Here is a 19,965-nt window from a genome sequence, read left to right on the forward strand (position 1 = left end):
AGCTCCGGTAACCCCAACTTTTTATTCAGAAGTGGACGTCCTGGAAAATATTATTTCCTTTTAGTCTCTAAACATTGCAACTGCTTTTCCAAGAATCTCATACTGTGATCTTACAAGTGGCAGAGTTTTTACACCATAATAAGTGTACTTATCATGTTCATTATTCCCAGCTATGCGCCAGACAAAGGGAAAGATTGTTACAATTTTTTCATTGCTTGCAGCAAAATCATAAGCATCCCAAGCGCGGATAATTAACTCCTCTTCTGTCATGACACTATAGCTTGGGCTGTCGGTTTTAAATGCGCGGGGTACTATGTGGTATTTTACATCCATGTCTTGCGTTGCATACATAAGGTCGTTAACAACATCAGACTGAAAATTCTTATGCTTGTAGTAATCTGCGCCAAACATATCATAATTGTTAGGTGGTAGTCTGCAGCCCGAACAGGGGGGAGTATTGTATGCATCCTTCATCTTCCCAACGGTTTCTTTTGTAAAGTTTATCGCTCTACGTGCGTTGGGGAAATCAGCCTTGAGTAGAAGTCCTATTTCCTCCAGGTACTCCTTTAAGTCATCATTGTTCATATCTGAGCGATGGTATGGTTCGTCAAGAGGGTCAAATGCATAGATCATGTCTTCGTAAGGTTTTAGCTTTTCCTTGGCTTCTAACCAACTTTCATAATAATCATCGTTCTTTTTATTGCCGTCATCATAACCACTAAAGAAAATTGATTGAAGCGATATCCAGACCTTGGTGCCACTGCTTTTTGCAACATCCATATATGTGTCAACTTTTCCATAGTCAATATTGACAAAAGTTGACAATGTCGCAGCATCAGGAATGTCGTCCTTTTCCCATCCTGACTGGTAGAAACCAAATGCTTCTAGATGATCAGGAACAACATTTCCTGGGTCAGCATAGAGGGGGATAGATACAGGCCCATGGATTATCACCATTGGCGGTTCTTTTAAATCCATTGCCGGGGTGGGTTCTACTTCTTCTGCTACCAGAGGAATGGAAGCTGTAGTCAAAAGGCCAGTGCAAATAGATAAAATTTGAAGGTGCTTCAAAGATAAACTCCTTTTATTGCTCAATATGATGCTCTATCTAAGTCTTATTTAGGGCTTCGTTTAATAGTTGTTACCCCTGGAAATTGGTGCTTAACCGCTGCATTGCGGCATGTAAAATTATAGTGTCTTGTCAGTTTATAGTCTTTGCTGTATCAATTCTATCTTATTGATCTTTTTAGGTTTTCCTTATTAATACTATTTTCAATATTGGTACGACTGAACTAGATGGCAAGTAGCTTAATCCGCTTACCTAGCTATTTATCTTTTATGTCTTATTGCAGATTGCTAATGTTAACATGTTAAGTTTATTTGTTCTTGTTTGTTGAATGGAAATCTATAAATTAGTTTTTTGAGGAAATCATAAGATTGCAAAAAAAATTTCAACACAACCCTCATTGTTTTGTTGCTTTTATCCCTAAAAATAACTTTCTATAATTTGCCCTTAGATTTGATATTGTAAGTGCTTACTATTTTTCCTCTTTGAGGCTCAACTTCATGTAGAAAGCGGGTGAAAGTGTCTTTTGGCCTTTCCAGGCCTTTCGAAGATAACGTTCGCGATGCCATTCCTCGATGATTGCTACCATGGGTCAATAAATGCACAAAAATTTCGTAAAGTGACAGTTGCCCAGAATCCCCGTCCGTAAATTGAAAATTAATTACTCTCTCAAGATCGGATAAAGTTGCTGTTTGAGAGAAATTGATTAGCCAGGAATCATTGTTATTCATTCTCTCTCTTAGTTCTGGAATCGTAGGTGTCTCAATTGTGTTATCTGAAGAAAACAGCTCCTGTGTTTCGGTAATGCGGCTGATAAACAGGCTGTCGACCACCGCAGTATGATTGAGTATACGGATAAAGAAGATCGCATCTTCCTTGGGTAGAAGATGAAGTTGCTTTTCGCCAGCTGATAATAGCTCTAAGTTGGCCCATTTTTTATATTGAAAAGCACTGGTGAAATCCATATATATATTTATCTCCTTTTATTTTAAGTAAATACAATTTTTAATCGTATGCTAATTGAGCTTGAGTTTAGCTATTTGTCGATTTATCACCGCCGTTTTACTTTTATCCTGATTGCGAGAAATTTCTAGTGCTTTTTTCAAAACATCAGAAGCCTCTGAAATTTCATCATTCTGTTGTAACGCCTGGGCCAAACTTTGGTGGGCATCAATAGAGTTTGGCCGATATTCCACCCATCGCCTTGCAACACTGATAGCTTCTTGGATGCGACGATCCTTTAGTAACAAACTGGTGATATAGCTTAATTTGTTAACATTTCTCCAGCGTGTAGCCCAGGGTAAAATAGGAAAGCCATATTTCTGTGAGAGTGATTGGTAGAAATGATCGATATTTTGTAAGGCGTCACCAGGCTGGGATATCAATTCTCGATAATTTGCGGACCATTCTTCGTGGGGATAATTAAGCTCGATAGCCGATAACGCGGCTTTTATAAAGGCACCGTAATGGTTTTCATTGTTAATAATTTCTATTTTTAGTTTGAGGTTCTCTTTTGCGTAAGGAGAAAGTTTGGTGTTAATTTGACTTAAGATTTTTTTCATAGCGCTTATCTTTACGCATATCACTGTCAGCCATCGCGAAATAAAAAGCATTGATCTTGTTTGATGAGGTCTGCATACTTGTGGTTATTTCATTAATAAAAGTACTCTCTGAAGTGGGCCCCATACCAAATATGTCAGCTGCAGATAAAAAGAAGTAAGACTGAAACAATCCAGGTTTGTTAGTTAGGGCGTAGAGAGGAAAGATACTGCTAGTTGAGACACCAATAATCATTCTATTGTTGAGTGCGCGGTAATTGCTTTCTAAATATGGGAATAGTTCTTCAGTTAGAAATTTACTATAGGTCTCAGGGTTTCCCAGGGCGCTAAACTTCTCCTCAGTGGTATGCTTCCACATTCCATGTAGGTAGGTTTCCGGTTCATCACCGCCATCATTAAGGCTGATTACAATACTTTCCGGCATACGTTCTACGCTACTTAGATGCTTTACTACCCCGGTTAAGGCGTGGAAAAATTCTTTGCCGTGAGTGCCATTAATAAAGATAACCGGGTATCTATGCTGCTTTGATGCTTGATGGAACGTTTGCGGTAAATATATGTTGATTGGTATTTCACGACTCAAGATTCTGGATGAGAAAAGAATTTCATCACCATAACTCAGGTGATTGGTCGTGCTAACAGAAGAGTGGCTCTGTGGGCTTTCAGCTTTTGCTGATAGGCCCACACACAGTAGGGAAACTGCGATTAACAGTATTCGGGGGGAAATCATATCACCGGCATCCTTGCTGAATTTAAATATTTTTAAAAAGGCGATTAAGATCTATTAGATGCTATGACAGATTGAAGAGGCGGTAAAGTTAGTTACAGCTGATGCGAAGTGGTACAACTTGTATAGATATAAGAAGTTGGATTTTGTCAAAACCAAGCTCTAAACCCCAGTACCCATACGGTTGAGTCCACATCCTCACCTTCTTCACGGGCGAAATCAGCGGCATTGCCCACTTCCCGTTCATAGTGGACGCCAATATAGGGTGAGAATTTCCTGGTGACTTCATACATGAGCCGAAAGCCGACTTCCGCTTCCGATAAGCCGGAACCGCTACCTCGGGCCTCATCGTTCTGCCCAAAAAAGTTCAGCTCGATACGTGGGACCAGATTCCAGTCCTGTGCCAACTTTATTTCATACTCGCCTTCCAGGCGAAATGCAGTACTGCCATGTTCTCCATAGAAAAATACTGCATCCATTTCGAATTTGTAGGGAGACTCTCCAGTAATACCCACAGCAGCCCAATTCCGGCTGGTAGTCTCCAGATTAAAATCGTGGCGAATTCCAATTAGGAAATTCCAGTTTGCTGAAATTGCCCGGCTATAGAGCGCCCAGAGTTCATTTTTTTCAATTTCCCCACTACTTCGTTCATAGTCAACTTCGGCAACAAACTTATTTTGCTCTCCTCCATAGCTGAAGTCTCCCTCGATTTCCCCGCCGTTATCACCTCGCAGTTCCACATAGTCGAGGCTGACTTCAGCCATGGGTTCTTCTTCGTTATCCTCGCCAGAGGACTGGTAGCTGTGGTGTTGATGCTGAGGTTCTGACTGCCCATAGCTGGCCTGGGCAGCAAGTAGCCATAGTGTTGCTGCTATCCCTGAAATATTCTTAAACAATGCGCACCTCCCGATACATACCGGGCCTCTGGTAAAGCATTTGGCTGTGTAGAGCCCAGCGGCCATAGGTGTCGGCGCTGACCAAGTAACTGATGCTTGATCCGGGTTGTGCGATTACCGTGTGCTTGCGAGGTAAATACTCTCCGTCGCCGGTTTCCAACTCACTCCAAAAACCGTGTAAGTGCATGGGCTGGGGAAGCGTAGTGTCATTGACCAGGGTAATGCGCAGGCGCTCCTGGTGCCGAAATAATAATGGGCTGGCATCGCGAAACTTTTCACCATTTATTGACCAGAGATAGCGCTCATAATTGCCGGTCAGGTGTAACTGTAATTCCCGCTGTGGCTCTCGCTGATCCTGAGTAGGCTTATTGCTGCGCAAGTCGCTGTAAGTCAGTACACGGCGGTTATAGCGATGTTTATGGTTTCTGAGTCCTACACCGGGGTCAGAGATGCCGTTTGCTGGCGTCAGCGCGCGGTGATCCACCCTGAATCCGGATTCACTTGGCTGGTGAATGATAGGGCTATTACTACCGAGCCCCGCTGCAGCGAGGTTTCCGTAAAACCATCCCCCCTCAGTTGCATCGGGCAAATAGGAATGTTTTTCGGTGTGAGCAGTCTGGGTTGTTTTAAAGTGTGTGTCTGTCTCTTCGGTTTTTCTCCCTAGTCCCAGATCTTGCCGAGTGAGCACTGGGCGGTGATCCATCGCGGGAATCTCTGCGCTCAGACGTATATCACCTGTCAGTGTGCCTCGCGCATAGCCACTGCGGTCCATGGACTGCGCAAATATACTGTAGGCTTGTTCACTCTCTGGCTCGACAATTATGTCATAGGTTTCGCCGCTGCCAATGCGAATTTCATCGACGCTAACGGGCTCGACATTTTGTCCATCGGCCGCCACCACCTTCATTTTCAGGCCGGGGATACGCAGGTCGAATAAGGTCATCGAAGCTGCGTTAATTAATCGCAGGCGAACCCTCTCACCAGGTTTAAATAATGCAGTCCAATTGGTATCGGGTGTATGCCCGTTAATCAGGTAGGTGTAAGTCTCGCCTGTGACCTGGGAGATATTGCGGTCGGAAAGCTGTTTCCAGTTCCATTGATGCCGGTCCCGCCAGGTTCGTGCGACACCTTTTGTACGCACTTCACGCCATAAATCTGTAGCCGTGCGCTGTTGCCGGTTGTAGTAGTCCGGGTCTTTTTTTAGATGGGTATAAATAGTTTGGGGAGATTCATCGCTCCAATCGGATAGGACAACAACATAATCCCGCTCGTAAGAAAATGGTTCTGGAGATATCGGATCAATGACTATTGCCCCAATTAGCCCCAGTTGTTGTTGAAACCCGGATTGGCTGTGATACCAATAAGTACCACTTTGGCGCAAAGGGAATCGGTAGCGAAATGTTTGCCCGGGTTGAATGCCGCTAAAGCTCAATCCCGGTTCGCCGTCCATATCGCTGGGTACCCTAACACCGTGCCAGTGCAGGGAGGATTTGTCGGGTAATTGGTTATGGACATTCAGGGTGACAGTTTCCCCTTCCCGCCAGCGCAAAATGGGGCCGGGTAGACTGCCATTAATGGTAAGGGCTTGTCGTTCGCGACCGGTAAGATTTACCTGGCGGTACCCGATGGATAAATCAAAGTGGTTACCGCGCAGGGTTGTTGCCGAAGCTGTTGGCGAGTTTGGGTGCGAACTGTGGGGTAACCCCAGCAGCAGGGCTCCCGCTCCGAGACCTGTGACGAAAGTACGCCTTGATACGGCGTCGGTGCGGAAGCTATCTTTCATCGATGTCCCTTTTAAAACTGCTCCTGTGCCGTATTGATTTCGGCGTAAATTTCGCTGCTGCCATCTTTGTTAAGCAGCATTACCTGATAGGGCGTAAAACGGTCGCCCACTTCCATACCGGGGCTGCCCAGGGGCATACCTGGTACTGCGAGGCCAATGGCATTCTGCGGTGGATTTTGCAAGAAACGTTGTATCAGCTTTGCCGGTACATGCCCTTCAAAAACATAGCCCTGTTCTGACACTGTGGTGTGGCAGGATTGGTAGCGCGGAGAGATATGGTGCTGCTTTTTCACGCCGTTAAGGTCTTCGACATCCTTTGCTACGACGTCAAAGCCACTTTGTTGGGCATGCTCAACCCAAATTTTGCAGCAGCCGCAGGTGGCGGATTTGTAAGTGGTCAGGCTCACAGTTTCCTTTTTGGGGTCTGAAGATTCGGCACAGGCACTTAATGCTAGGGTTGTGAGTAGCGCCGCAATAGCGACCAAAATTGAACGATTCATATGAACTCCGATGATGAGATTAAGGGCGCACACAGGCGCGCGAGTATTTATAAAAAATATTTGGAGTAAAACTGGGGAGTACGCGTATGCCTAGGCATACGGGGCCCGTTAAATGCGGAATATGGGTGGGCGTAGTGCCATTTCCGGATCTGGAGAGGAATTAAATTCCCGGTAGGCAGTTACAAGTAGATTGCGGTTGTATACAAGGATTTTATATTGAGCGTTTACCGCAGAGCTGGTGCCTGGCCCTGCACAGCAGCTGCATTCAGCAGTGCAACTGGAGGGATGGCTGTCGCTGCAGTTCTCAAGGGTTGCCTCGTCGCAATGGCCTTTTTCTTCTGCAGCGATGGATGCCGCTGGGGGTTCGTGTGTTTCCGCACAGGATGACGCAACTGCCTGGCCGCCGAAGGCCAGTAGCAGTATGAGCAAAAATAGGCGGAAGATCCCGGTGTGCATGGCGGTATTCAGAAAACAAGCCAGCCCGCAGTGTATGGGCTGGCCTCTGCCGGTGCAACTTCCCGCTTGCGGGATGGCGGATTAAGAGCGGCCCAGGGGCAGGCGGAAGTCCTGGTGTCGCAATAGGTCCGGCCCACATTCGAGGCGCTCTAGCCAGCCCAGGAAGCATTCTTTGACATCGCCTGAGGCAAAGTAACCGCCGTGCTGGGGCACAATCATTGCGGGGTTGAGTTCCCGAATCATCTTGGCCCAGAGGCGACAGGTCCAGTTCCCGCCCATATAGCGGCGGTGGAACCCTTCCATCGACGGCAGGTGCTCGTCGAAATCTTTGACTTCGCCCTCCTCACCACCGAGTGAGGCACCGATATCGCCGGAAAACAATATGCGGCTGACCGGATCATAAAAACTGAAGTTGCCACAGGAGTGCATAAAGTGCGCCGGCAGCGCCCAGATCTCACTGTCGCTGAAGGGGATAATTTCTCCCTTATCATCCAGAGGCATGATACGTTCCTGCCAGCGTTCAGCACCGGCACGCGAGGCGACAAAGCCGGAAACCAGGTGTGGCAAAAACCGCGACCACAGCTTCGACACCGCCACCTTACAGCGCGAATGCAGCATCCAGCGCGGCAGCGAGGCGATAATATCCGGATCCTGGTGAGAGGCCAAGATCAGGTCCAGTTCGCTCAGGTTCAAATGGCGGCTGAGCTCAATGGTGAGGTGTGTGTAAGTCAGATCGCCGCCGGGATCGATAAGCGCCCCTTTGGTGCCGCGGCGAATAACAAATTGATTGGCCTGTACCCCATCGCTGCCATTCTGCTCTTTAACCAAATCGCCGAACCGCGCAACCAGGTGGTGACCTTTTTCAAATAGGATGTCCACGCCGCGACTCCTCTTATTGGACTTGGCCGAGGTATTGAGTGAGCCTCTCCTTGTTCATGGCGATGGTGGCATTCATGCCTTCGGCATGCTTCTTGGCTTCTTCCAAGTTGGTTGCCTTACCTACCTGAATTACCCCAACCATACCCAGCGGCAGATGTGGGTCGCACTGGTATACGTAGACACCTTCCTGGTTCAAAGTGACAGTCACCTTTTCTCCCATGCTGCCATTCCAGGTAGCGCCCTCGGCAGGGGACAAAACTGAGTGAGTGTTGTGGGCCGCATCAGTGGGCAGGAAGGTGACAGAATCGCCCGGTGCTACTGCGAGAAATGCCGGTTCAAAAGTCATCATGCCGTCCTTGCCCTGGTTCAGCATCTTAACTTCGTGATCCGCAGCCAGGGCGGAGGTCGAGGCCATGGCGAGCGCCAGAATCGCGCCGCGAAGAGTAATAGACGACATACTTACTTCCTGTTCGATGGTTAGTCAGTGTTGTTCTGCGCCTCCCCATTAGTGGGTAGAGGCAGCGGCGGATGTTATCTCGGAGGGGGCTGGGTGAATTGATCTAGATCAATCGCGTAGATAGACCAATTGGAAGGAGAAGATGCCAATAGAAGGGATCCGTGTAGGAGAGTCATTTTAGACTGCTGAGCACCACCCGCCTCGGCCGGATAAGGGGTAAACTGTGCGCCGATCAATTCTGTGACTTTTCGGGAGAGTGCTTTGGCCACAAAACGTAAAACTGCCTACGTGTGTAATGAATGCGGCGCTGACTACACCAAATGGGCAGGGCAGTGTAGTGCTTGTGGCACTTGGAATAGCCTATCGGAAGTACGCCTGGGACCGGATCACAAAGACAGTCGCGCCGCGAATTTTACCGATGCACAAGGTGGTTACGCCGGTTCCGCTGGTGCTGGCAAAGTACAAAAACTATCGGAAATCGACCTCAGTGAATTGCCGCGTATTCCCACTACGGCCTCGGAACTGGATCGAGTGCTGGGCGGCGGGCTGGTGCCTGGCTCCGTCGTATTGATCGGCGGCCATCCTGGTGCGGGTAAATCCACTGTTTTACTCCAGACCCTGTGCCATCTCGCGACTTCAATGCCGGCGCTTTATATCACCGGCGAGGAATCTCTCCAGCAGGTTGCTATGCGCGCTAAGCGCTTGGGTCTGCCCACGGATTCCCTGCAATTGCTCAGCGAAACCGATGTGGAGCGTATTTGCCTGGCGGCCAAGGAAGTGAATCCTCGGGTAATGGTAGTGGACTCGATCCAGGTGATGCACATGAGCGATGTGCAATCGGCACCCGGCTCTGTGGCACAGGTGCGCGAGAGTGCGGCCTACCTGACCCGCTTTGCCAAACAGACTGGCACGGCGCTGATTCTGGTGGGGCATGTCACCAAAGATGGCAGTCTCGCGGGCCCCAAGGTGCTGGAACATATTATCGACTGCTCCATTCTCCTCGAAGGCACCCACGACTCCCGCTTCCGCACATTGCGGGCCCATAAAAATCGCTTTGGGGCCGTTAATGAACTCGGCGTGTTTGCCATGACAGAGCAGGGCCTGAAAGAGGTATCCAATCCCTCAGCCATTTTCCTGCAAAGGGCCGAGGAGATCGCGGCCGGTTCTGTGGTGACTTCGGTGTGGGAGGGCACCCGGCCGCTGTTAGTAGAGTTGCAGGCCCTGGTGGACGATAGCAGTCTCGGCAACCCCCGCCGGGTAGCGGTGGGCCTCGACCAGAACCGCTTGAACATGCTGCTCGCTGTGTTGCATCGCCACGGTGGGGTCTTGGTGGGGGACCAGGATGTCTTTATCAATGTGGTTGGCGGGGTAAAGGTGATGGAAACCAGCGCCGACCTGACACTCTTATTGGCGGTAGTCTCCAGTTTCCGCAACCGTGTCCTGCCTCGGGATCTGGTGGTATTCGGGGAGGTGGGGCTATCAGGCGAGATTCGCCCAGTGCCTTCGGGCCAGGAGCGTTTGCGCGAGGCGGCCAAACACGGTTTCCGCAAAGCCATTGTGCCTGCAGCCAACCGCCTGAAGAACGATATCGAGGGAATGGAAATGCATTCGGTCAAAACCCTGGCGGAAGCGCTGACGGTAATTGATATGAGCTGACACTCCAGCCAGGGGCGGCTATTTTGACAGGGGAATACCTTGCGGTATTCCTCTGGGGAGGTGAGCTTTCATAGCCTTCTGCGTTAGGGGCGCCTAGTTGCTCCCTTGCGCTGGTTGTTTCCGGGGCCCCGTCGAAAATCCTCTGACGGAGTGCCCTTGTAACAGCGCGGGATAATGGGCCAGTCCTCTGTTAGAAAATAGGCATAGGTGCCCTTGGGGAATTCCGGGGTGCGAACCATTCTGCCGTTGCACTCATCCAATGTGCCGGAGCCAGCCACATAGTGGTAATCATCCACAAAGGTACCATCGTAGTAGCCTCCAGGTTCTTTACTGCCCTTGGGGCGTTTCCCGGATTTCACCTGATAGCTTGAAGTCATTGCCGCAATCCCGGATTTCGGTTCCCAACCATCGGCATAGGCGTACAGGGCATAAATGGGGAATCCATCGGCAGCCCAGCCAATCAGCGGCGAATGCCTTTCCTTAGATACCCCCAGGCGCTGTAATAAACCGGTGGGAATTCCGTGATAGTGATAGGCACCATTGGGCTGAACATGGGCGTAGTTATCGTCTACACCCAGCTGAATCGCGCCGGATAGGGCTTCGTAGCGCCAGCGTCCGCGATTGCCCAGGTACCATTCCGCAGCACTGGGGTCGAAAGGCACTCCATTCAGTCCGATACCAAAATTCTGCAACGGAACCGGTGTAGATTGAGCGGCAATTTGGGGGATAGCTGGAACTCGGAAACGGTAGCGCTGCACCTCGATTTCGTGGGGATTGCCGCGATTGGGGAAGGCTCCAGTCTTATGCTCAGAAATACCGTTGGCCTCAATAACGCGCCAGGGCCCCTGGATACTGATACTCACTTCACTAAAGGTAATCGGTGCTTCGGTAGCGGGAACAGTGTGCTGCAGACCATCGGATTGCACCACTGTGTGTTTGCGAGCGGTGTGGCGTCCACCAGTGGCGTCCCCTCCTGTAGAGCGCGCAGTCGGTTTGCGCTCGGGAACACAAGCTAGGCCATGTGATTGGGGGTGGTTGCGGCAGCGACCACTGACTCGGCCATTGGGCAGTTCCATTGAGCAGCTGGCGCCACTGGACAGGTTTCGACAAGCCTCCAGGGCGCTATCGGGTACGTGAGCCAGCGAGAGAGGCGCAATACTGCAAAGCCCCACAAATAACCACTTCTTCATAATGACATCTCAAGATTTACAGTACCGCTGGCCGGTTGCGATTTATTGGGAGTTACTGTTCTTCATCTTCCATGGGGCGAGGGCCGCCTTTGCCCTTGCCGCCGGCAGGTACACAGACCAGCTGCTCAATCTGCGGGGGCATACGGCAGGTGCCCTCCAATGTGCCTCTGGGTGTCTCGACAGTGCAGGCGTCTCCTTCAGCCAAGCTGCTGCAGGTATCAATCGCTTCCTGCGGAGGCTGGCGCGGCTGTGCAGATACATTTGTGGCCAGTAAGAGGGCTGCTACTGGGATAAATATTTTTTTCATCGTGTTCTCCTGTCGTAGGCACTTTGAGGGGAGTCCCTGGAGCCTCAACTTTGCTCATTGGGTTTTGACAGAGGTTATTGCTGTCGCCCGAAACTATAGACTCGGGAAATGGCGATTACCGCTCAGCGAAGGGCTGGCTTCTCGAATTGGCCTGGGACTGCCATCGAAAATAGTCGAGGAATGAGTAAGTAATGTGGATCACTTGTAAAGAAGTGTGGGGCTGGAGAGCTCACTTTACGACTAATGATCCAGAGATCTGACAGGCTCTAATTGATCAGTGGTGGAGGTGGGAATTAGGGGATGAGTAAGTAGGAAAGGCTGGGTATTTAATCAGTCGTGGCACAAGCTAAAATCTGGCTTGTTTCACGACTGATTCTGTATTTTTCTGAAGGGGCTTTAACTTTCAGTTTCCAGTGCAGCTTTCGCCGCAGCTTCACTCAACAACCTGCGGCGAACTTTCATTGGAGTGGTACCAAACCAGCGGTCGCAGGCCCGGTTAAATGAGCTCTGCTCCCGATACCCCAGCATATTGGAAATCTGGGCCATAGGTGGCAACTTTCTACTGAGGTAATGTTCTGCGCGTTCGCGGCGAATACGGTCGAGAATATCCTCAAACACCAATTCCCGATCTCGCAACCTGCGCTGCAGGGTGCGCTTGTGCATCCCCAGCTGATTGGCGACTTCCTGCAAACTGCAGCGCTTTAGCGGCATCAGGCAATAGATCAGCTGTTCTACCTGGTGAATCAGGTTTGACTCACCTTGTTCCAGTACTTTGTCGATATAAGACTTTAATAGAGGCCTTAAAACCGGGTTGCACTTCTCGGTCGGTTGGGCTAACTGGCCGCTACTTAGAATCAAGGTGTCGCTATTTTGTGAAAACTGTACATTTGTACCAAAAAAGTTTTCATATTGGTCGTGGAGCGGCTGTTTGGACTTTAAATGAACCGCCTCCAGATTGAACTTTTCACCACATAATATTTGTAGTGCGACAACAGAAACCCCAAGGAGAAATTCCCGGAATAGCTCGAGAGGCAATGGAGAGTCCGAAGGTATATAACTTTCTAAATCATTTAAACAATGAAAAGTTATAAACGTTTGGAGCCCTTTAACTTCCAATTCAACTCGCAGGTTATAAGGAGGGGCGGCAAATTGCTTTACGGCAGCATTGAGGAATTCCCCGAGGGTCAACGACTGCAATACTGCTGCTCCAAGAGAACTGAGGGCGGCAGCCCCCTGGCTTTTTGCCAGTCTCAGTCCGAAATCCGCGCAATTGAGTTGTCGTGCGGCCTTTTCAACAAGGTCAGTCACTTTACTCAACGGGAGATACCCCTCGAGTTTTTCAACTTGCTCGGGGTTAATACCGGCGCTATTAAGCAGTGTTTCCGGGCAGCCATTTAGCTGGGATACTTGGTCATAAAAGCCGGTTAACAGCTTAGCTCTTATTTGTTGGGTCAATTTCTTCCAAATCCTTCCAAGAACCCAGCCTGATTTAATTATTAGGCGTGCCGGGTCGCAACTTCTATTTGAGCGGAAATATTCAACTGATAGGCGCGCCCGATAATTTTAGGAATCTACAAATAAATGCAAATTCCAGGATTACACATTCCTGGGCATTGTCTGACGGATTTGCAAAACCGTCATATTGGCGAATGCCTGTTTTATTTCGAATTCCTGATATGTATTGTGCGCTATGGATAACTGTTACTGCACTAACTACCACAAAGTGCACACGACTCATCCTGAGAAAATAATATATGAGATTAAAACAAGGCAGCCGAAACTGGCGTAATCCGCCAATCAGTCTCCGCTAAGTATTATTTCAAGGCCTATATTACTTGTTTTTTTTTGTGGATTCGAAGGGCTTTTGGCTTTTGCTCATAATCAAAATGTCACCTAATGAAAAAAAATACCAATTAAAGTTAATACATTGAAACTTTATTCCCTTATGACAGTAAAAAAATTTTTTTGTTTTATGGTGACTCCATATCTGGGAATAATAATTTTTTCTTAATTTATCCACTTTTTTACCCCTGCCTAAAGCTATCTTGAATGACTGGTGATTTCAGGAACGCTTTAACACTTTTTGGGTAGTTACCAGCGGATATAAATGACCAGTTCAAATGTACGGTCATTTTTGGGAGACAAAAAAGCCCGCATAAGCGGGCTCTAGGATTACTGATTAATCAGTGGATTAGCCACCATAGTAGGTAGCTGCACCGGGGCCGACGGGCAGTCCCAGGGCAAAAACCCAGATGAAGAACAGGGCTGTCCATCCAATAAAGAAGAAGATGGAATAGGGAATCATGGTGGCGATCAATGTACCCATGCCCAAGTCTTTCTTATAGCGCGCAGCAAAAGTAATGATCAGGCCAAAGTAACTCATCATCGGCGTGATAACGTTGGTCACAGAGTCACCGATACGGTAGGCCGCCTGGATTACTTCGGGGGCGTAGCCCAGCAGCATCAGCATGGGTACAAAGATGGGAGCTGTCACTGCCCACTGAGCAGAGGCACTGCCCAGCATTAAGTTCACAAAGCCACACATCATGATGAAGAACAGGAACAGTAGTGGCCCAGTGAGGCCGATGCTTTGTAGCGCATCAGCACCTAAAACGGCAAAAATGGTGCCCAGGTTGGTGATCTTAAAGAAGGCGACAAATTGTGCAGCAAAGAACACAAGGACAATGTACATCCCCATACTGTTCATGCTCTTGGCCATGGCATCAATGACATCTCGGTCATTCTTCATGGTGCCGACAACCTTACCGTAAACAAATCCCGGGATAGCGAAGAACACCAGGATCAGTGAGACGATACCTTTAAGGAACGGAGAGCCCGCGACCAAGCCTGTCTCGGGATTACGTAAAACACCCCACTCAGGCACCACCGTCAAAGCTAGTACTGCAGATACGCCCAAAACAGCCAAACCTGCGTACTTAAGGCCGCGCTTCTCGGCGTCGGTCAGGGTGCCAACTTTGTCTTGAGTCAGGTCGACAGATGCTTCACTGGGATCATATTTACCCAGCTTGGGTTCTACGATCTTCATGGTCACCCAGCTACCAACTCCGGTAATCAGGAAGGTACTGACAATCATAAAGAACCAGTTTACTTCCGGGCCCACGGAGTAGGTCGGGTCGATCATATGGGCTGCTGATTCTGTGATCCCCGATAGCAGCGGGTCCACCGTTCCCAGCAGCAAGTTAGCACTGTAGCCGCCAGAGACACCGGCAAACGCGGCGGCCAGGCCAGCGATAGGGTGTCGACCGAGAGAGTGGAAAATCATTGCGGCTAATGGGATCAGTACCACGTAGCCCAATTCAGAGGCGGTATTAGAGATGATGCCGGCAAAAACCACTATGACAGTGACTGTGCGTTTGGAGGCCTGGAGTACCAGACCGCGAACAGCGGCACTTAACAGGCCGGAGTGCTCGGCAATCGCAACCCCCAATAGGGCCACCAAAACTGTCCCCAGCGGAGCAAATCCGGTGAAATTCTTAACCAGACTGGTAACGATCATCCTGAGTCCATCGCCACTCATAAGGTTGAAGACCTCAATGACGCCATCTGGAGCTCGGCCAGCAGCGCCAACCGGGCGGGGGTCGGGGACAGACAGGCCAAAGTAAGAAGCGATACCACTAATGACTATCACGCTAACGGCGAATAGCGCGAACAGTGTGATTGGGTGGGGGAGAAGGTTGCCGAGCCATTCCACTGCATCTAAGAAGCGGATAAAGGCTGTCTTGCGCCCTGGGGGACTATCCTGCCGATCACTCGGGGAGGTTGTTGTGGTCATTGTTGGTCCTCAGTCGTTACTGCAAGCGACCCTAATTGCCTCTGGGCCGCCTTGTAGCCGAAGGGTTGGCTGAAAAATGTGCTAAAGCCGAGATCATACACAAAACTACTTCAGCTAAGAATGCCCAGAGAGAAATGTTGCTCCTAGGCGGCGGGCCAAAGAGCTATCAGGCGACCCGGATAGGTAAAAGATCTATGATGAAAGATGTGCTGTTATGGCGCTTGTTACAGTGGGGCAAATCTTTCTGATTGCGGTCTCTGATGACTGGATATGCCATAATCCCAATACTACGTAGTCAATTCAGCGGTGAAAATAATGAAGATTGGAATTTTAAAAACCGATGATGTGCGCAAAGAGCTTGTCGGCGAATTTGGGGAGTACCCGGAGATGTTTGCCGACTTGTTGCGCGACCAGGACTCCAATTTGGAGTTTAACACCTACGAAGTCCAGCACGGCCAGTATCCCGACCATATAGATGAAGTAGATGCTTACCTGATTACCGGTAGCAAGACAGGCGTTTATGACGACAAACCCTGGATTGCGCCCTTAATGGATTTTGTACGCAAGTTACATGGTGAGAAAAAGCCGACCATTGGTATTTGCTTTGGTCACCAGTTAATTGCCCAGGCACTGGGAGGCCGGGCTCGTAAGTCAGATAAGGGCTGGGGGCTGGGAGTGCACACCTACGAAATGCAGGAGACGCCTAGCTGGATGTCTGAACCCGCCCCCAACTTTAGTCTCTTAGTAACGCATCAGGATCAGGTGGATCAGCTGCCGCTTGGTGGGCGAGTACTGGCTTCCAGTGAGTTCTGCCCCATGGCAATGGTGCAGGTGGATGATCATATGCTTAGCTTCCAGGCGCATCCAGAATTTACTAAGCCCTACTCGAATAGCTTAATGGAGCTTCGACGGCAGGCTTTTGGTGAAGCTGTGGTTGATAAAGGGCAGGAGTCGCTCAAGAACGATATCCATGAAAATGCAGTTGCCAGATGGATGCTGGAGTTTTTACGTAAGTAAATTCCTGCAAGGAAGTGAACGGCTTCGCTTCCTTGCTAATCAGTCATTCCTGACTTTGTTTAACCTGCCGCACTCTATTTATTTATATTGAGATTTACCTTGTTTATCGTTAATCCAGTATGGATGCGTAGTAAATTAGTGTGACTTGAAGTACCTATAAATTAGATATTCTTGAATATAGAGTGCCATTTATTTTATTTGGTTCTGATTATCTTTTGTTGAAGTTGCTCCCGCATTTTTTTGATGGCAGCTGTGTGTGGTATAAATCTATTAAATAGACTTTAAAGATTTTCTATTTGTTAATTATGTCCGGTTTTGGCGGTATTTCTGCCTTTTCTCTTTGATGTATATTTGAGATCGATAGAAAATATTTTTATTGGTTGTTTTAAAAAAGTATGATTGCTTAATATGTGGGGTGCCAAGAGGGGTAGTTTTAAGTATTTGAAATGATTGTCCCACTTTTAATTTTTATGAGTCTATCAGAATAAAAGGGAGGGCCGTTGTTCTGGGTGTTTTTTCATTTTTATGGTTGTTTGGTGGAGGGGATAATTTAATGGGGTGAGTAAGCAGTAGTAGGGTGGTTTGATTAGCATAATTAATAAACATATTTAATAATCAAAAGGACGGGTTTATGAATTTGTTTAAAAAGACGCTTTTAGCGACATCTATTGGGTTGTCGTTTGTTGGCAATCAAGTGTATGCGACAGGTAACTCAAGTTCTAATATTGTTGGTGTTATCGAATCTTCTGAGCAAAAGGTGGGAGAAGAGTACGTAGTAACTGTTAATAATTTGAGTACGGGGCTAACGCGCTCAATTGAAACAGTATCGGGGGAGAATTTCAGGTTTACCAAGCTGCCTATTGGCATGTATCAAGTTGTGGTTACCCAAGATGGAGAACAGGTGGCTGAGCGTACAGTAAGGGTCACCCTTGGCACTAATGCGAATGCCAATTTTGATATTGATAATATTACTTATGAAGAGGTTGTTGTCGAAGGGAGACTTTTAACCTCTGTCGACACCTATACAATGGATTCTGGTTTGGTTATGGGAGAGGCTGAGCTTGATGCAATGCCAATCGCAAGGAACCTGACAGCGGTTTCATTGTTGGCGCCAGGTGTTATTGCCGGGGATACCGGTTTTGGCACTGGTAATGGTTTTGGCGCCGCTTCCTTTGGCGGAGCATCGATCGCAGAAAACTCTTGTTATATCAATGGATTGGAAGTAACAAATACTAGGCAGGGGATAGGATGTAGCTCTGTTCCATTTGAGTTTTATCAAGAGTTTCAGGTGAAAACTGGCGGCTATTCAGCAGAATTTGGTCGCACAACGGGCGGCGTTGTCAACGCCGTTACTAAAAGTGGTGGAAATACCTGGGAGTTCGGTAGCACTGTTTACTGGGATCCAGACTTCCTTCGCTCAGAAGGGTCTGTTTCTAGGGGCAATGGCGGAACAGGAGATGTATTCCGCAATGAATCCCAAAATGAATATGATGAATTTTCCTACACATTTTCTGCCTCGGGTCCAATTGTTCAGGACAAGCTCTTTTTCTATGGCTTGATAAACCCTAGGGATAAAACTGATAAGTTTGCTTATCGATCTGGATTTGACCAAGGAAATCCAGATACTCAGTTTCGTACCCGGGAATCATCTGGTACTGACAATCTGTTTTGGGGGGCAAAAATAGATTGGGATATTACTGATAATCATCGGTTGAGTTATTTCGGTTTTTCTGATCGGAATGAAACTGAGGAACTTATCTATGAGTTTGATGCAAATACCGGGTCAATTGGGCCAAATATCGGTGCTTCAGCTGGGGTTGTTACAGGTAACACCAGAATAAGGGGATCTGATGCCCACTCCTTTAATTATACCGGATATATAACAGATGATTTAAGTATATCTGCTATGGCGGGCCAAATTGAAACTGAGTACACCACCGAGCCACTAGCCTTAGAGTGTCCAGCAATTGCAGATGAAGCTGGGTTGGGAGTAAGTACCTGTGGTGGTGGAACTATTGGTTCTAATTTTGATGAAAACACTCAATATCGTTTAGATATCAATTACTCACTGGGAGATCATAGCCTTAAAGCGGGAGTTGATATTCAGGAACGCTCTTCAACTCGTACTACGGCTCCAGTTGCTGGTCATAGTTGGACTTATGAAACTATTGGCATTGGTGGAAGTGTACAAGGTGATCAGGGAGTTTTATTTACAAACGAAACTGGAGAACCGCTACAAGTCGTAAGTGATCGTATCTTCGAAGGAGGGGGCGGTTTTAGTTCAGATTTAACTGCTTTTTATATCGAAGATCAGTGGCAAATAATGGATGACTTGATGATAAGCATCGGTCTCCGCAAAGATATCTATGAGGGAGATGGTACTACAGGAAAACAGCTGTTCGAGTTTGATACAGACATTGCCCCTCGCTTAGGATTTTCCTGGGACCCCTTTGGTGATGGTGAGACAAAGGTTTATGGTACTTGGGGGCGCTACTATTTACCAATTGCAAATAATACGATCTATAGAGCTGCATCAGGCGTAAGTGATGTAACAACCTACTACACTTACACTGGCATTGACTCAGTAACTAATGCTCCTACGGGAATTACGCCTATAAATGGTGATGTTGTTTCTTCTTCCTATGTAAGTTCCGTTCCTGTAATTCCAGAAAAGGATATATTCCAAGCTCAAGAAGCTGAACCATTTGCTCGCGACGAGTATATTTTGGGCTTTGAAACAGCGATTAACGATGATCTAAGTGTGGGAGTTCGCGGGGTCTATCGTGAAGTTGTTTCTGCCCTTGATGATTACTGCGGGCGCTATGCATGGCCGTATTGCGTAATGGTAAATCCGGGTGAGTCGATGTCTTGGTATGCCGATGGGTATTATTGGGATGGTTCCGAACTTGTAGTGAAGGGGGATTTATTTGATGGCTCACCAGATCCTGATTCCTTAAGGAAATTTTCTGCAGAAACAATAGGTCTACCTGAAGCAAAAAATATCTATCGCGCTCTTCAAGCAGATCTGACTTATAGTACAGATCAAATGACCTGGAAGTTTATTTATACTTGGTCTCGTAGCACTGGTAATTTTGAGGGGGCAGTAAAGTCTGATATTGACCAGGCTGATGCTGGTGTCACTCAAGATTTCGATTTCCCCGCTCTTATGGACGGCGCAGAAGGTTACCAGCCTAATGATCGCAGGCATGTCTTCAAGCTGTTTGGAAGTTATGACTTTACTGAAGACCTTACATTCGGCTTAAACGCTACTTTGGCGAGTGGGCGACCAATATCTGCATTTGGTCATAGTTACCCAAGTGATGATCCAAACATTTATGGTAGCTATGGTGATACTTTCTACCATTTGGATCCTGAAACAGGCGAGTATGTTTACATTCCAAGAGGAGAGGTTGGCAGAACCCCATGGACATTCAATGTAGATGCCTCTATGAGGTATAGATTCTCATTGAATGGAGTTGACATGACTGCATCACTTGACATCTACAATGTCTTCGACAATCAAGAGGCTACGAATGTTAATGAGCACTATGAGCTAAATTCAGCTGAAGTTAACGATTGGTATGGCGCTGCATATGATTGGACAGCTCCAAGATCTGCACGAATTGGCTTGGTAGCAACCTTCTAGATTTATAGTACTTTCCCTGTAGTAATCACTTTA

Annotated in this window: 17 protein-coding genes; 3 read left to right on the forward strand and 14 right to left on the reverse strand. The window is 47.9% G+C overall.

What is annotated here, in order from left to right:
* Positions 1-60 precede the first annotated feature (60 nt).
* The 10 genes from ACJJIS_RS01920 to ACJJIS_RS01965 form a co-directional block, all read right to left on the reverse strand.
* A complete protein-coding gene (locus ACJJIS_RS01920; RefSeq protein WP_475709340.1) occupies positions 61-1,071 on the reverse strand; it encodes a hypothetical protein in 1,011 nt (336 codons plus the stop codon).
* 429 nt (positions 1,072-1,500) lie between these two features.
* The gene (locus ACJJIS_RS01925; protein ID WP_475709341.1) at positions 1,501-2,031 is read right to left on the reverse strand and encodes a DinB family protein; all 531 of its coding nucleotides are present in this window, start codon (positions 2,029-2,031) and stop codon (positions 1,501-1,503) included.
* A gap of 51 nt (positions 2,032-2,082) precedes the next feature.
* Entirely contained in the window at positions 2,083-2,628 is a 546-nt protein-coding gene (locus ACJJIS_RS01930; RefSeq protein ID WP_475709342.1) for a tetratricopeptide repeat protein, read from the reverse strand.
* Entirely contained in the window at positions 2,603-3,355 is a 753-nt protein-coding gene (locus ACJJIS_RS01935; RefSeq protein WP_475709343.1) for an alpha/beta hydrolase-fold protein, read from the reverse strand. The genes ACJJIS_RS01930 and ACJJIS_RS01935 overlap by 26 nt, the downstream gene beginning before the upstream one ends.
* Positions 3,356-3,501: 146 nt before the next feature.
* Complete coding sequence (locus ACJJIS_RS01940) at positions 3,502-4,248, reverse strand: copper resistance protein B (protein WP_475709344.1); 747 nt, start codon at positions 4,246-4,248, stop codon at positions 3,502-3,504.
* Positions 4,241-6,031, reverse strand: a complete 1,791-nt coding sequence (locus tag ACJJIS_RS01945) for a copper resistance system multicopper oxidase (protein ID WP_475709345.1) — start codon at positions 6,029-6,031, stop codon at positions 4,241-4,243. Before ACJJIS_RS01945 ends, ACJJIS_RS01940 begins: the two co-directional genes overlap by 8 nt.
* Positions 6,032-6,042: 11 nt before the next feature.
* Positions 6,043-6,531, reverse strand: a complete 489-nt coding sequence (locus ACJJIS_RS01950; protein ID WP_444907198.1) for a DUF411 domain-containing protein — start codon at positions 6,529-6,531, stop codon at positions 6,043-6,045.
* A gap of 108 nt (positions 6,532-6,639) precedes the next feature.
* Entirely contained in the window at positions 6,640-6,987 is a 348-nt protein-coding gene (locus ACJJIS_RS01955; RefSeq protein WP_475709346.1) for a hypothetical protein, read from the reverse strand.
* Positions 6,988-7,068: 81 nt separating this feature from the next.
* Complete coding sequence (locus ACJJIS_RS01960; protein WP_475709347.1) at positions 7,069-7,866, reverse strand: oxygen-binding di-iron domain-containing protein; 798 nt, start codon at positions 7,864-7,866, stop codon at positions 7,069-7,071.
* Positions 7,867-7,879: 13 nt separating this feature from the next.
* The gene (locus ACJJIS_RS01965) at positions 7,880-8,323 is read right to left on the reverse strand and encodes a pseudoazurin (RefSeq protein ID WP_282931168.1); all 444 of its coding nucleotides are present in this window, start codon (positions 8,321-8,323) and stop codon (positions 7,880-7,882) included.
* 261 nt (positions 8,324-8,584) lie between these two features.
* On the opposite strand from ACJJIS_RS01965, the gene radA reads away from it, so the two are divergent.
* Positions 8,585-9,979 carry a DNA repair protein RadA gene (gene radA / locus ACJJIS_RS01970; RefSeq protein ID WP_475709348.1) on the forward strand — a complete coding sequence of 465 codons (1,395 nt, stop codon included), beginning with the start codon at positions 8,585-8,587 and terminating at the stop codon, positions 9,977-9,979.
* Between the two features lie 83 nt (positions 9,980-10,062).
* On the opposite strand, the gene ACJJIS_RS01975 is transcribed toward radA, so the two are convergent.
* The 4 genes from ACJJIS_RS01975 to ACJJIS_RS01990 all read right to left on the reverse strand — a co-directional run bounded on the left by ACJJIS_RS01975 (position 10,063) and on the right by ACJJIS_RS01990 (position 15,269).
* Entirely contained in the window at positions 10,063-11,169 is a 1,107-nt protein-coding gene (locus ACJJIS_RS01975) for a YHYH protein (RefSeq protein ID WP_475709349.1), read from the reverse strand.
* Between the two features lie 52 nt (positions 11,170-11,221).
* A complete protein-coding gene (locus tag ACJJIS_RS01980; protein WP_475709350.1) occupies positions 11,222-11,476 on the reverse strand; it encodes a hypothetical protein in 255 nt (84 codons plus the stop codon).
* Between the two features lie 396 nt (positions 11,477-11,872).
* Entirely contained in the window at positions 11,873-12,931 is a 1,059-nt protein-coding gene (locus ACJJIS_RS01985) for an AraC family transcriptional regulator (RefSeq protein WP_413663407.1), read from the reverse strand.
* 736 nt (positions 12,932-13,667) lie between these two features.
* On the reverse strand, positions 13,668-15,269 hold the full coding sequence (locus ACJJIS_RS01990) for an AbgT family transporter (protein ID WP_444896033.1): 1,602 nt from the start codon (positions 15,267-15,269) through the stop codon (positions 13,668-13,670).
* Between the two features lie 315 nt (positions 15,270-15,584).
* On the opposite strand from ACJJIS_RS01990, the gene ACJJIS_RS01995 reads away from it, so the two are divergent.
* A complete protein-coding gene (locus ACJJIS_RS01995; RefSeq protein ID WP_444907202.1) occupies positions 15,585-16,286 on the forward strand; it encodes a glutamine amidotransferase-related protein in 702 nt (233 codons plus the stop codon).
* A gap of 631 nt (positions 16,287-16,917) precedes the next feature.
* Complete coding sequence (locus ACJJIS_RS02000) at positions 16,918-19,932, forward strand: TonB-dependent receptor (RefSeq protein ID WP_475709351.1); 3,015 nt, start codon at positions 16,918-16,920, stop codon at positions 19,930-19,932.
* Positions 19,933-19,965: the final 33 nt, after the last annotated feature.

This window comes from Microbulbifer maximicatervae (SeqCode), assembly GCF_056231245.1.